Here is a 14,030-nt window from a genome sequence, read left to right on the forward strand (position 1 = left end):
CATTAAAATTTAAGGTAGAAAGGCTGACAAAGGGCTTTGTATTCACTGGTATATTCGCCCTTTTGATCCCTAATTATCAGCTCATTTTTGATTGCATTTTTCGCTATTAAGCTCGGCCATTCCCGATGTGCAGTAACGTTTTTAAGATTATCACTTGCGCCCTCCATTACTTTTTTAAAGTGGAACGCGCAAAGATAAGGCGATTTGTTAGATGTATGCTTTACATAAAGAATATCTGCCAGCGATAGGCCATAACCTTCAGCCGTTTCGATAACCGAGGCTTCCATCGACGCTGGGTACACACAGTACATTTGCCCTTGTTCTATTAACAACTTGCTGCTTGCACTAAAAAGTTCATCTGGGCCCAATGCAGACGTTTGCCTTGCCACGGAGCGAGATTGGCTTTGCTTGCTGTACGCATTTGAAAGTGTAGCTGGCGTGTTAAAGTAAGGTGGATTAGAAATCACTAGGTCATACAAGTGGGGGGAGGTGTAGCCAGTTACATCACAGCAGTAAATAAACAGCTGTTTGGCCCATTTTGCATTTTTAAAGTTGGTAGCGGCCTGCGCTGCGGCTTGCTCATCTATTTCTATCGCGTCAATTCTGGCTGCGCCATTATCGAACGAGCTGATGTCAATTGAACTGCTTTGAACATTCTGCTCTTCACCGTTCGGATTGCAAAAGTGCGCTGCTTTTTGGGCCATCATCAACGCTAAAATGCCACTGCCGGTGCCGATATCCAAGATGCGTGGGGCATGGCTGAGGTTTGCGCGAAACTGTGCCCAACTTCCTAAAATCAGACTGTCGGTATTCACTTTCATCGCGCATTTGTCCTGTGCTACGGTGAATTGTTTACAGCGGAACATAAGGAAGTCGTATTACCTAGTGCGTTAAAAGGCGCGCATTCTATATCAAGTCGGGTTGTGCTTCACGTTAAGGTTGTGACATTTACTGTGAGCGCTTATTTCCAGCGCTGCAGCGACATCATATTTCTGGCAACGTCAACGGCATGAACGGGTCGGTATTTCTTTAACGGGCCTTTCATTATGCTTTGCCATATGGGCGCCGTTTTCTGCGCTATATCTTCTAGCGTCCGCGACTCGTCGCGATTGCCTAACAATAACGAAGGGCGTACGGCAGAGGCATGGGGTAACTGAGGCATTCGCATAATCGCGTTTTCTAGCTCGCCTTTTACTCGTAAATAAAAGTTACTGCTTTTAGCATCAGCGCCTACCGATGATATCCATACAAAACTGTCCGCGCGCTGAGCTCGGGTCAGCTGTGCGGCAACATGAACATATTCAAAATCAACGCGGCGAAACGCTTGTTTCGATCCCGCCTTTTTAAGCGTGGTGCCCAGACAACAGTACACATGATTTACGCTAAAGTAGCCTTGATAGTCCTGTAGATTGTCGAAGTCGATAACCACGGGCTTTAGGCGATTGTGAGGGTCGTTAAACATACTGGAGGAGAGCGGTTTTCTGACTAAGCAGGTTACCTCATTGTACCGTCTATCCTGTAACAGCATATTTACAAGCGTTCGTCCCACTAAACCTGTCGCTCCTAGCACCATTGCGGATTTCATATGTCGCACCTTGTATCATAAATTGATATAACTACAATCAAACCTTCGACAGTCAAATATGCAGATAAAAATGAAAAAAGCCCTTTTAATTGGAGCCGCTATGCTCTCTACTGCTTTAAACGCTGAAACGCTCACTATTGAGCGTATTTTCTCTTCTCCTTCACTCGATGGCAACGCACCCCGTTCGTTAAAAGTATCACCTGACGGTCAACGGGTAACATTTCTTAAAGGTAAGCAAACCGACTACGAGCGCCTAGATCTATGGGAATACCATATTGAAAGTGGCCAAACTCGCATGCTTTTCGACTCAAAGGACCTACAAAGCGGCGAAGAAGTGCTTTCTGATGAAGAGAAAGCGCGACGCGAGCGTATGCGTTTATCTGGCAGCGGTATTGTAAGCTACCAGTGGTCGGACGATGGTAAAGCATTACTTTTCCCATTAGGTGGCGATGTGTTTTATCACAAGCTGGGCGAAAAAGGGGCGAAGCAACTTTTAGATACTGACGCTTTTGAAACTGATATTAAATTATCACCAAAAGGTAACTACATTTCCTTCATTCGCGACCAGAACCTTTATGTAAAACACATTGAATCGGGTAAAGAAACGGCAATTACCAAAGAAGGTGGCGACAACATTAAATTTGGTATGGCCGAATTTGTGGCGCAAGAAGAAATGGGCCGTATGACCGGATACTGGTGGTCGCCAGATGAGACTAAAATTGCTTTTACCAAAGTTGATGAAAGCCCGGTAGATGTGATCACGCGTTCTGAAATCTATGCTGACGACATCAAGCTTATCGAACAAAAATACCCGAAAGCGGGCACGCCAAACGTCTTGGTGGAACTTGCTATTCAAGACATCAACTCTGGCGATCGCACTTGGGTAGATTTAGGTGAAGATAAAGACATTTATTTTGCTCGCGGTAAGTGGATGCCAAACAACACCACCTTCACATACCAATGGCAGACACGGGATCAGCAAACGTTAGAGCTGCGAGCGTTCGACCTTAACAGCAAAAAAGAAAACGTGCTGCTTACAGAATCAAGCAACACGTGGGTAAACCTGCACAACGACCTTTACTTCCTAAAAGACAAAGGCCAATTTATTTGGGCGTCTGAGCGCGACGGTTTTAAACACCTTTACCTATTCGACAACAGCGGCAAGCTGGTTAAGCAATTAACCAAAGGTGATTGGGTTGTAGACAGTGTTGAAGCTATTGATACAGCGAACAACCGTTTGTACTTCTCTGGCCGCAAAGACACTCCACTAGAAAGCCATGTTTACAGCGTGCCTTTAGATGGCGGCGAGATTTCACGTATCACTGAACTAGGCGCGTATCACAGCGCGGCATTTAGCAAAGATGCCTCTATCTTTATTGACCGTTTCTCAACGATTAACTCTCCTGCACAAGTTAGCCTAAATAGCGCCACCGGCGAGCGAATTACCTGGCTTGAAGAAAATAAAGTTGAAGAAGGCCACCCTCTGCACGCTTACATGGATAGCTGGACGGCACCTGAGTTTGGTGACATCACCACAAAAGATGGCGCAACTCTTAAGTATCGAATTTACACGCCTGACACTGCCAAGCAAAACCCTAAACAGAAGCACCCTGTTATTGTTTACCTTTACGGCGGCCCGCACGCACAAGTGGTAACAAACAGCTGGGCGGGTAACCGTGGCTTGCTTTTCCAACACTGGGTTGACCAAGGTTATGTGGTATTTACGCTAGATAACCGTGGTTCTAACTATCGCGGTAAAGGCTTTGAAGATCCTATTTATAAAAAAATGGGCTTTATTGAAGTGGACGATCAGGTTGCAGGCGTAGAGTTCTTGCGTACGCTTGACTACGTTGACGCTGAGCGTATTGGTGTTCATGGCCACAGCTATGGCGGCTACATGACGCTGATGACCATGTTCAAAGCGGGCGATTACTTTGCAGCGGGCGTGTCAGGTGCTCCGGTAACTGACTGGCGCTTATACGATACCCACTACACTGAACGATACATGGGCAACCCAAATACAGATGATGATGCTTACACTGCGTCTTCAGTATTCCCTTACGCAAAAGATCTGAAGGGTGACCTTTTGATTTACCACGGCATGGCAGATGACAACGTGTTGTTTACCCACTCGACCATGCTATACAAGCATCTTCAAGACTTGGCAATTCCATTTGAAACTATGGATTACCCGGGCAAGAAGCACAGCATCCGTGGTAAGCAAACGGGCATTCATTTATACAAAACTATTACTAACTTCTTTAACCGTAACTTGAAAGACTAATACGGTTAGAGCCTGGGGCCTGTTGATCTCTACTGTACATCCAAGCTCGACAAGCCCTAGAAAGAAGTAAAAAGCAAAAAGCGATGCTTATGAAGGCATCGCTTTTTTGTTTGGTCAGTTTAATTAACGCTTATTTTGTACATGTTTGCGTTGTAGCGCTTTGTGCACTTGCAGGGTGATTAGACTTTCTTCACTTGCTACTTCAAAGCATCAATCAAATATGACAAATGCAGAAACTAGCTAAACATCTGGGTTGCTAGGTTTTGCTGTACCGCCTGAGCAGACGATGCACTTAGTTCAATCTCAATAGGATCGGCTTTGCCCGACAGCCAAATTTTAAGCTCGGCGTCAGTATCAAAATGCCCTGCCGTCTCAACGATAAACTGCGTAATAGATTTATAAGGTATTGAATGATAGTTCACTTTGCGCCCGGTAAGGCCTTGCTTATCAATAAGGATTAGGCGCTTGTTTGTGAATACACTTAAATCGCGCACTAGCTTAAACGCAGAGGTAACGGTTTCGTTAACAGCAAGTATAGGCGTAAGCTCTTCTTGAACATCTGAAGCGCTAGTCTCGCTTGCATTACCCATGATGGTATCAAATAAACCCATGACATTTCCTTTTAGGCAGAGGCAAGTTTAACTCGCCATTGAACTCTATGCGCCAGTGGCTTGGGTTTATCCAAAGCAAAGCCTTGACCGAAATCTACTTTAAGCTCTCGTAAAACTTCGGCGGTCGCATTATCGACCACAAACTCTGCCACGGTCTGTTTACCCATACTGTGCGCGATATTATTTATCGCAGTTACTGTAGCATGATCGATAGGATCGTGAACGATATTTCGCACAAAGGAGCCGTCGATCTTAACGTAATCAACATCTAGGTTTTTCAGGTAGGTGAACGAGGACATACCAGCACCAAAGTCGTCTAAGGCAAAGCTACACCCCAAATCGCGTAGTGTAGAAATGAAATGTTTAGCAGCGCTTAAGTTAGTTACCGCTGTTGTTTCTGTAATCTCAAAACAAATTTTCTCAGCAGGTACAGAAGTACTTTGCATACGCTTGGCAATCTTATGCAGCGCCATTTCATCACCCAATGTAATACCCGATAAATTAATCGCGACTTTGCCCACGTTATCGATGTGAGCGGGGTTACGTTCAAGGGTTTTAAGGGTGTTATCTACCACCCACATATCCACTTTGTTCATTAAACCGTGACGTTCTGCCAACGGGATGAAAAGCCCCGGGCTTATAAGACCACTGTCTTTTGCATTTAGACGAAGCAAAATCTCGTAATGCTGAAGTTGGGCGGCCTTTTCTTGGTTGGGCACGTTAAGCGGCATGATAGCTTGGCTATACAACTCAAACCCGTCGTTTTGTAATGCGTGATGCAAGGCATGTAACACCTGGTTTTCACTGTCATCAATGGCCATTTGCGAGTCATTATCATGAAACACAAAGTAACGGTTTCGACCCAAGTGTTTGGCTTTGTAACACGCGTTGTCAGCAGCTTTAATTAACGCTTCTGCACTTTGTGTACTCTCGTTTATTTCAATAACGCCAATGCTTGCCCCTACAAAGAACAACTTGTCGTCATAAACAAAACGATAATTTGAAATCGCCAATAAAAGCTTGTCTAGGCGCTTGGTCACCTCATCCAAACTTTGATTGCGAAATATAATGCAGAACTCGTCTCCCCCTATTCGGGCAAGCAGATCTTGCCCATTCACGTATTGCCTAAATATGGTGGAGATTTCTTTTAGTAGCTTATCGCCGGCTGGATGACCACAGCTGTCGTTTACTAACTTGAATCGATCCATATCGATAAAGCACATCACGCTTTGCTTGTGGTAAGCGCGAGGCGAATTGATACTCGCCACTTTTTCAAAATCAACGTGGTTTAAAGTCTTGCTCTCGCCCTGCTGACCAGCCGCTTTATGCGTTTCATCAAGGATCGCTCGCAGTTTCTCATCAAATGCATAGCGATTAAACAGCCCGGTTAACTGGTCATGGTTAGCTTGAAAATACACTTCTTCCTGCAGCGCCAGCTCTTTCGTCACATCGCGAGCTATGCCTTCAACGGCAACCAGTAATCCTTGCTCGTCGACAATGGGCGTGTCTGAAAATTCAATCGCTAACGGCTCGCCGACCTTGCCTTGATAATGCACAATATAAGGCTCGGGCTTTTCGCCACGGGCAATGGTTTGGCGTATCTCAAACGTCTCGTCAGGTACTTGGCGAACGTACTTCGACTCGTTCGCACAGAAGTCTTCTGCGCTAAACCCTAAAATCTTTTCAATACCCGCGCTCACATACATAAAGTTGTGCTCAACGGTCTTGGTGTAAACAAAATGGCGGTGCATACCGTCAACTAAGCGGCGATACTTTTCTTCGCTACGCTTTAAATCATGCTGGGCGCGAAAACGTTCCGTCACGTCCCTTACGGTCACCGCAATATTGTCACCAGCTTTTACCACCTGAACTTTTATCCATTGAGGCGCAATCTTATCACTATGAATGGCAAGGTGAGCTTCATAAGGCACGCCAAGTTCAGCAACGTTTTTGGCGTTTTTAAATTCATTGCTTAAGTCTAAATATCGCGTTTGCTCGGCTAAGCTCATGGACCGCAATACATCACATGCACCGCGAAATAGATAGCGACTGTATGAGTTTGCTTCTACTAGAGAAAAGTCGTCATCTGTTGGCTGATAAATAAGAAGCGCATCAAGGGAGGCTTCGCTAGCGGTGAGGTAACGCTGCTGACTCAAAGACAAATTAACCGCGCCTTTAAGCTGCTTGTGCAGCACATAGCTAACTAGCGCTGACATCAACAGTCCAATCATAATAATTAACAAGCCTGCGTTATATGGGCTTAGCTGAGACTGCATGGAAAGGTAAAAATCGCGTTCTAAAAAACTGAACGGCAAAAGCGACACAATGGTGCCATCGTTGACTAACTCACCGCTTTGAAAAAGCGTTGCACTGTCGGCGTTAAGCTGAAAGTTAAACTGTGGGCCTACTAACTCGCCTAACATCACGGTTAATATGGTTTGTACGTCGAACCCCGCCACCAGAAATCCGTGCTCAGGCTCTTGAGGGCTTATGGCCCTGCCCACAATGATAAAGTGATGTTGAGCAGCATCTGAATACAAAAGCGTGCTTTCCAAATCCTCGGACAAACGCGATATGTTTAAGCCCAACGCATCCATAGGATGGCCAATGAGGCTGTTGTCTATACGGGTTTTGATACCGGAAGATGGTGTTGCCACCCACGCTATCTCACCGCTCGCATCGACAAATACCAACGATGAAAAGCCTCGCTGCATGCCCATCAATGACAGGGCTTGCGCATTAAACCAGTCTACTTGGTTTGGCTCAAAGGTGGGCCAGTTTCGCATCAGGTTGTGCAGCGCTTGAATACGTTCGCTTGAGAAAACTTCAAGACTAATTTTTACCTGCTCGGCAACCGACTGCGCCTTAGAAATACGTGCTGCGCGTTCATCGTTTTGAATAAAAACACCAGCAGAAACAAATAAAAAGGTGAGAAAAAGAAACAAAACCGTAGGTAAGGCGTAAATACGATGGTTGTGTTTGCTTAACATGTGCCTGTCTCCGGTAACTAGCGCCGGTATACTAAAGTAGAATTATTAAATAAATATGAATTGTCTTATGTGGTATAGGCTCTGGCGTTATCTAATAGTATCTGGCACTGTAAGGCTTCCGATTTTCTTTTAGTGCGTAAAGGCCCTTGTCGGCGCTACCCCATAAAAAAACCAAAATGAAAAGAGCGTTACTTAATGAGTATTTCCCCAAATTTCGAAGATATAAAACAAGCCTATGAACGAATAAAAGGCGACGTAAAGAAAACGCCAATTGTTGAATCTTCGTTGCTCAACAAATGGATGGGCAACCGCATTCTGTTTAAAGCGGAGTGCTTACAGACCATTGGGGCATTCAAAATTCGCGGCGCCATGAATTTTTTAGCCCGCTTGAAAGAGGAAGGTCGGTTACCGAAGCATGTGGTTGCCAATAGTTCTGGAAATCATGCACAAGCGGTAGCTTATGCAGCAGCTCACTTTGGTATTAAGGCCACTATTTTCGCGAGCGAGACCATTTCGCCGATTAAAGCTGCTGCTACGCAAAGCTATGGTGCTGAATTAAAACTATTTCCTACCCGTCCAGAAGCAGACGCTGCTGTCGAGCAAGCCTCAAAAGCACCAGACACGGTCTGGATACCGCCGTTTAACCACAAAGATATTGTGGCAGGACAAGGCACGGCAACGTTAGAAGCGCTTAACGAAATTGGTGAGGTGGATGCTGTCTTTGCGCCCTGCGGAGGCGGAGGGTTATTGTCAGGCTCATTGCTGGCAACTCGCGCACTACAGCCAAATGCATTGGTCATTGGCGCTGAGCCTGCCGAGGCGAATGATGCCTCTATGTCGTTGCAAGCTGGTGAGATCATTGCCTTAGACTATGCACCAAATACCTTAGCAGACGGCGCTGCCACGCCTTCTGTTGGCGATGTTACGTTCCCTATATTGCAAGAAATAGATGATTTCTATGAAGTGGACGAGCTGCAAATTGCTTATTGGACCCAATGGCTACATCATTTATTAAAGCTTCACATAGAGCCCACATGTGCGATGACCATGGCTGCAGTAGCGGCTTGGGCTGCCAACACCCCGCCTGGGCAAACCGCTCTTGTTATATTGAGTGGTGGAAACATAAGTCAGGCGAGTATGGCTAAGATTTGGGAGAGAGATTTTTTGCTGCAGCCTCCTATCCTTGACCTTGATGACGAAGATGAACTTGAAGAAACTGAGCGTGTTGAGGCATAGCGTTTTGTTAGCGCACAGCTATCGAAATTTGGACAACTCGGTATAAGAACAAAGAATAAAACAGAAATAAAAAAGGCAGAAACTCACTATGAACTCTACATTGTCGGCACTGACATTTAAAAAGCACTCGCTTTCAAAATTGCTAACCGCAACGTTTGCAACAGCGGCAACGTTAGGTGCTATGACCACCACGCTTACGGTAGATGCTGCAACGCTAGTCGAGAACGTAAAAGGCTATACGTTAAATGAAAGTGGCAAACTGATTACGTTTAAAAACCTTGTCATTGATGAAGGCAAAGTGGTTGCATTAGATATCGACAAAGATAACACGCCTGTCGATAGCACTATTGATGGCAAAGGCAAAGTCATGCTACCCGGGCTTATCGACGCTCACGGGCATTTGCTTGGCTTAGGCGCAAACTTGTTGGAAGTCGATTTACGAGAAAGTAGCAGTGCACAAGACGCGGCCAAGACAGTTGCCGAATACGCATTTGCGAATGGACAACAAGCTTGGATTACCGGGCGCGGTTGGAACCAGGAATTGTGGTCTGACAGAGCGTTTCCAACAGCGGCTGACTTGGATAAAGTCATTTCTGACCGACCTGTGGCACTAGCTCGCGTAGACAGCCACGCTACCTGGGTGAACAGTAAAGCGATGGAAATTGCGGGTATAACTAAAGACACCCCATCGCCTGCAGGTGGCGAAATCATTAAAGACGCCGACGGTAATCCTACCGGTGTTTTCATTGATAATGCATCGCAATTAATTGAAGCGCATTTGCCCAAAGCTAGCAGCGCTATTTTCGAGCAACAATTACATGCAGCAGGTGAGCACTTACTAGCAAATGGCGTTACGTCAATGCACGATGCTGGCGTAGGCAGAGACGTTTACGATTTCTATTTAAAAGAAGCGGTAGAAGGTGACTTGCCCGTGCGTATTTATGCCATGGTGAGTGCGACAGACCCTGACCTCAGCACCATGCTGGGCAATGGTACTATTCGCGACAAAGACGACTTTTTATATATTCGTTCGGTAAAAGCCTATGGCGATGGCGCACTTGGTAGCCGAGGCGCAGCATTGCTTGAACCTTATTCAGATGCACCGCATCAACATGGTTTGCTGTTAACTCAACCAGAAGATATGACCCAACTGTTTACTACGGTAATTGGTGCGGGCTTCCAGCTTAACTACCATGCCATTGGTGATAAGGCTAACCATGTTGCACTGGACGAGTTTGAAACCACGTTTAAGAGTATTGGTGGCAGCGAACTGCGCAACCGCATTGAGCATGCACAGGTGATTGCGCCTGACGACCTAGCCCGCTTTGCTTCGCTAAAGGTGTTACCTTCCATGCAGCCTACTCACGCCACTAGCGATAAGAACATGGCGGAAGATCGTTTAGGCAAAGATCGTATGAAAGGCGCTTACGCGTGGAAAACGCTACTCGATTCGGGCATTGCACTGCCCTTAGGCTCTGATTTCCCTGTAGAGCTTGCTAACCCATTTTACGGGCTTCACGCTGCGGTTACGCGACAAGACAGAAACAATCAACCCGTAAAAGGTTGGTATGCCCACGAAGCGTTAACCATTGAACAAGCCTTTAAAGGATTTACATTAGATGCTGCCTACGCAGGGCACATGGAAGATACCTTGGGCACACTGACGCCAGGAAAATGGGCAGACTTTATCTTGGTCGACCAAGATATTTTTACCATTGATGCCAAAGACATTTGGAAAACCGAAGTACACGCAACTTATGTGGCTGGAGAAGAAGTTTTTTCTAAATGAGTAGCGAAAACAAAAGCCTGTTAACCAAAGGGATTGGCGGCATTGGCGCTGCCCTTTTGGTGTTAAATGGCCTTATTGGGGCGGGCATTTTTGCTCTGCCCGCTAAAATGGCCGCTGAGCTCGGCGCTTTCAGCCCTTACATCTTTTTGATTTTTGGCACGCTAATGCTGGCCATTGTGTGGTGTTTTGGGCAGCTAGCGGCGCTGTACCAAGAAACCGGTGGACCTGTGGTGTACGCTCAAAAAGGCTTCGGCGACGCAGCGGCGTTTCAAACTGGCTTTATTTACTACTTAGCTCGCGCAACCGCGATTGCCGCCAACATGCACGTGTTATTGCTGTACGCCGGCTATGTGTGGCCCGAACTGAATGCGGGAATAGGCAAGTCATTCGCTATTATCGCACTTGCCACAGCACTAATCGTAGTGAATATTGTCGGCCTTAAAGCCGCCATGCGTTCACTCGATACTATCTCGGTGCTAAAATTGCTGCCTTTTGTGGCGCTTATTGCGGTTGGTTACTGGCAGCTCGATTTTTCTACTGCGCTAGTACGTTCTTCGGAAACCGTTGTGCCTGCATTTGACACCATTTCTGCCGGTGCCCTACTTACGCTTTACGCTTTTATTGGTTTTGAAACGGTAGTGGTCACGAGCGGCGAGACCAGTTCACCCAAAAAGACCATACCTCGCGCTTTAATGCTTACGGTTTCAGGTATTGCCATATTTTACTTTTGCGTGCAGTGGCTTTATTGGCACACCGTGGGGCCTGCAAAACCTGATAGCGCACCGCTAATTGCACTCGCCAATATGATATTTGGCGAAACCGGGGCCCTCATAATGACGCTTACCGCCGTAGTGTCGGTTGCCGGTAACTTGTTAGCGAATATGATATCTACGTCTCGACTTACGTTCTCTATGGCGCAGCAGTCACTTATTCCAGGTAAACTGGGACAGAAGTTAGGTGAGATTCACACATCCTTTGCTACCCCAGCAGTTTCCATATCAATACTGGGAATATTTGCCGGTACTATGGCGCTGAGCGGCAGCTTTGTGTGGTTAGCTATTTCAAGCGTGCTTGCACGGCTTGTGGTTTACGCCGTGTGTGTAGGGGTGCTGATGAAAGCCCAGCGGGCATCTTTCAAAAGGGCTTCCTCGCAGAGCGCTTCTTCACAAAGCAGCATGCAGCAAGATAATTCTGAGAATGACGCTTATTTTAACGGCTCTGCAGACGCATTTGCCAGCCCTGTAAACCTGTTTCGACGTCTGATACCCTTTGTCGCACTAGCGGTTTGCGCATGGTCTATTGCACAGTCGTCAACCAATGCGTGGCTATTTTTACTGGGTGAATTAGTAGTTGGCGCACTGCTTTATTTTGCGCTTTTTCATTTCGCTCCAAGCAACAAAGAAACAAAAGGTTAAACCGTGGAAATTCAAGTTATACCCGTTACGCCCTTTGCCCAAAACTGTTCATTAATTTGGGATTCATCCACTAACAAAGGCGCGTTTGTCGACCCAGGTGGCGACGTTGAAACGTTAATTGAAGCTGCTACAAATAAAGGCGTGAGTATAGAGAAAATTATACTCACTCATGGGCACTTAGATCATGTAGGTGGTACCGTCGCCATCGCAGAACATTACGGTGTACCTATTTTTGGGCCGCATATTGGCGATAAATTCTGGCTAGATGCACTTATGCAGCAAAGCCAGATGTTTGGCTTTCCACCCGCCCAGCCTTTTGCTCCCAACGAGTGGTTAAACGACAACGATACCATTTCAGTGGGCAATTTAACGCTAGAAGTGCTGCATTGCCCGGGTCATACACCTGGTCATGTGGTGCTGGTAGAACGCTCAAGTAATCGCGTTATTGTGGGTGATGTAATTTTCGCAGGCTCTATTGGCAGAACTGATTTCCCACAAGGTAATCATCAGCAATTAATCGACTCGATTAAACAGAAAATTATGGTGCTGCCGGATAATATGACGATTTACCCGGGTCATGGGCCAACCACTACGGTTGCAACCGAAAAGGCCACGAATCCTTATGTTTCGGGTCAATTCGGATAAAACTTCACGTCGTATCAGCAGTCAAAGAACAAAAAGGCGAGGTGCGTTGAACAAGCTTTTGCTTGTTTCGCCCTCGCCTTTCGCTTATTTAAAGCTTGCTATGCATTTGCTTAGCGTAATGTCTAAAAAGCGTTATTAACTAACGCTTATTCGTAAGCGCCGCTTGCATAATGCAACTCATAGCTGTGGCTATAAATTTCAAGGATGTTGCCAAACGGGTCTTCCATGTAAATCATGCGGTAAGGCTTTTCACCCGGATAGTAATAACGCGGCGCCTTCATCCGCTTTTTACCACCAGCAGCGACAATCTTCTCAGCCAAGCCTTCTACATCTGGGTCTTGAACACAGAAATGGAAGATACCGGTTTTCCAATATTCAAAGTTGTTTTCTGGGTTCTCTTGGTTGCTGAACTCAAAAATTTCAACGCCGACACGATCCCCTGTTGATAGATGCGCAATGCGGAATTTTCCCCAACCTGGACCAAATACATCGGTACACATTTCGCCAATCGCCGAGTCATCTTCAACAATCTCTGTTGGCTTCATGATGAGGTACCAGCCAAGTACTTCGGTATAAAATTTCACGGCAGCTTCTAAGTCAGGTACTGAAATTCCAATATGAGAAAACGTACGTGGATACGGTGTTTTTACTGCTTCAGTCATCACTTACTCCTATGTAGTGCAAGTTATCAAAATGGCTTAAGCGGCCGCCTCGTCAAGAAGGCCAACTCGAACACCGCTTAAGTGAATGTGCATACATAGTAGCTAGACAAAGATAAAACATGAAATTATGATATTTTCTAAATTTGATAAATTTTAATTATACCTTAATGATAAACCCTATTTGGCTCGACACCTTCATCACGTTAGTAGAAACGGGGAATTTTACGCGCACCGCAGAGCAACGGTTTATGACGCAGCCGGGCGTAAGTCAGCACCTTAAGAAACTGGAAGAGGTATGTCAGTGTGAATTAGTCGTCCGTTTAGGCAAGGGGATTCAGCTAACTGAACAGGGCCAGCGTGTGTACCACTATGCCAAGGAGCAGCAGGAAAAAGAGCAAGATTTTATTGCCAGCTTAAAGTTTGACGCCCCTTTTGAAGGTAAGTGCGTAGTAGCCTGCTCAGGCGCGATTGCTCAGCGTATTTACCCTGCTCTGCTGGCACTGCAAAAGCAGCATAGCGCGCTTAATGTTCACGTGGAAGTCGCACCTCGTCGTACTATTTTGTCAGGCATTGCGAACAATACGCTGGAGCTTGGCATTGTGACAAACCAGCCAGAGAGTGAAGATATACATAGTGAGTATTTAGGCGAAGAAGCATTGGGGCTTATTCTACCGCGTAGCCTAACTGACGCGCTTGCTGCGCAGGTTCCTGGGTTATCTGAAAACGCGCAGGGTATTATTTCGGGTTCGGGTTCGGGTTCGGGTTCGGGTTCGGGTTCGGGTTCGGGTTCGGGTCTGTCTCTTATACACATCT

The 14,030-nt window shown here is 46.2% G+C and carries 11 protein-coding genes; 6 read left to right on the forward strand and 5 right to left on the reverse strand.

From position 1 onward, the window contains the following. Positions 1-2: 2 nt before the first annotated feature. Positions 3-821, reverse strand: a complete 819-nt coding sequence (locus MHM99_RS16325) for a methyltransferase (RefSeq protein WP_049588720.1) — start codon at positions 819-821, stop codon at positions 3-5. Positions 822-961: 140 nt separating this feature from the next. Continuing rightward, the gene (locus MHM99_RS16330) at positions 962-1,585 is read right to left on the reverse strand and encodes an NAD(P)H-binding protein (protein WP_014950755.1); all 624 of its coding nucleotides are present in this window, start codon (positions 1,583-1,585) and stop codon (positions 962-964) included. Between the two features lie 70 nt (positions 1,586-1,655). On the opposite strand from MHM99_RS16330, the gene MHM99_RS16335 reads away from it, so the two are divergent. Further along, positions 1,656-3,869, forward strand: a complete 2,214-nt coding sequence (locus MHM99_RS16335; protein ID WP_239220165.1) for a S9 family peptidase — start codon at positions 1,656-1,658, stop codon at positions 3,867-3,869. 236 nt (positions 3,870-4,105) lie between these two features. Here the strand turns inward: MHM99_RS16335 and MHM99_RS16340 are convergent, their stop codons facing one another. Further along, the gene (locus MHM99_RS16340) at positions 4,106-4,480 is read right to left on the reverse strand and encodes a PH domain-containing protein (protein ID WP_039216362.1); all 375 of its coding nucleotides are present in this window, start codon (positions 4,478-4,480) and stop codon (positions 4,106-4,108) included. An 11-nt stretch (positions 4,481-4,491) separates the two neighbouring features. Next, the gene (locus tag MHM99_RS16345; RefSeq protein ID WP_239220166.1) at positions 4,492-7,470 is read right to left on the reverse strand and encodes a bifunctional diguanylate cyclase/phosphodiesterase; all 2,979 of its coding nucleotides are present in this window, start codon (positions 7,468-7,470) and stop codon (positions 4,492-4,494) included. 195 nt (positions 7,471-7,665) lie between these two features. Between MHM99_RS16345 and MHM99_RS16350 the strand changes: the two genes are divergently transcribed. The 4 genes from MHM99_RS16350 (at position 7,666) to MHM99_RS16365 (ending at position 12,555) form a co-directional block, all read left to right on the forward strand. Next, on the forward strand, positions 7,666-8,706 hold the full coding sequence (locus MHM99_RS16350; protein WP_239220167.1) for a serine/threonine dehydratase: 1,041 nt from the start codon (positions 7,666-7,668) through the stop codon (positions 8,704-8,706). Positions 8,707-8,794: 88 nt separating this feature from the next. Further along, the gene (locus MHM99_RS16355; protein ID WP_239220168.1) at positions 8,795-10,495 is read left to right on the forward strand and encodes an amidohydrolase; all 1,701 of its coding nucleotides are present in this window, start codon (positions 8,795-8,797) and stop codon (positions 10,493-10,495) included. Further along, positions 10,492-11,910, forward strand: coding sequence for an APC family permease (locus MHM99_RS16360; RefSeq protein ID WP_239220169.1), 1,419 nt, complete (start codon positions 10,492-10,494; stop codon positions 11,908-11,910). Before MHM99_RS16355 ends, MHM99_RS16360 begins: the two co-directional genes overlap by 4 nt. Positions 11,911-11,913: 3 nt before the next feature. Then, positions 11,914-12,555: an MBL fold metallo-hydrolase gene (locus MHM99_RS16365; protein WP_239220170.1), complete on the forward strand. Its 642-nt coding sequence runs from the start codon at positions 11,914-11,916 to the stop codon at positions 12,553-12,555. A 146-nt stretch (positions 12,556-12,701) separates the two neighbouring features. Here MHM99_RS16365 and MHM99_RS16370 read toward each other — a convergent pair whose 3' ends face one another. Then, positions 12,702-13,217 carry a lactoylglutathione lyase family protein gene (locus tag MHM99_RS16370; RefSeq protein ID WP_014950763.1) on the reverse strand — a complete coding sequence of 172 codons (516 nt, stop codon included), beginning with the start codon at positions 13,215-13,217 and terminating at the stop codon, positions 12,702-12,704. 167 nt (positions 13,218-13,384) lie between these two features. Between MHM99_RS16370 and MHM99_RS16375 the strand changes: the two genes are divergently transcribed. Next, on the forward strand, positions 13,385-14,030 hold a 646-nt coding region (locus tag MHM99_RS16375), incomplete at its 3' end, for a LysR family transcriptional regulator (protein WP_239220171.1).

It is taken from the genome of Alteromonas sp. MmMcT2-2, assembly GCF_022348305.1.
Classification (GTDB): domain Bacteria; phylum Pseudomonadota; class Gammaproteobacteria; order Enterobacterales; family Alteromonadaceae; genus Alteromonas; species Alteromonas macleodii.

What these genes read in the sequence shown, in the direction of transcription:
- MHM99_RS16335 (WP_239220165.1), top strand. Translation starts at nt 1,656, where the DNA reads ATGAAAAAAGCCCTTTTAATTGGAGCCGCTATGCTCTCTACTGCTTTA.
- MHM99_RS16345 (WP_239220166.1), bottom strand. Translation starts at nt 7,470, where the DNA reads ATGTTAAGCAAACACAACCATCGTATTTACGCCTTACCTACGGTTTTG.
- MHM99_RS16360 (WP_239220169.1), top strand. Translation starts at nt 10,492, where the DNA reads ATGAGTAGCGAAAACAAAAGCCTGTTAACCAAAGGGATTGGCGGCATT.
- MHM99_RS16330 (WP_014950755.1), bottom strand. Translation starts at nt 1,585, where the DNA reads ATGAAATCCGCAATGGTGCTAGGAGCGACAGGTTTAGTGGGACGAACG.
- MHM99_RS16340 (WP_039216362.1), bottom strand. Translation starts at nt 4,480, where the DNA reads ATGGGTTTATTTGATACCATCATGGGTAATGCAAGCGAGACTAGCGCT.
- MHM99_RS16325 (WP_049588720.1), bottom strand. Translation starts at nt 821, where the DNA reads ATGAAAGTGAATACCGACAGTCTGATTTTAGGAAGTTGGGCACAGTTT.
- MHM99_RS16350 (WP_239220167.1), top strand. Translation starts at nt 7,666, where the DNA reads ATGAGTATTTCCCCAAATTTCGAAGATATAAAACAAGCCTATGAACGA.
- MHM99_RS16370 (WP_014950763.1), bottom strand. Translation starts at nt 13,217, where the DNA reads ATGACTGAAGCAGTAAAAACACCGTATCCACGTACGTTTTCTCATATT.
- MHM99_RS16355 (WP_239220168.1), top strand. Translation starts at nt 8,795, where the DNA reads ATGAACTCTACATTGTCGGCACTGACATTTAAAAAGCACTCGCTTTCA.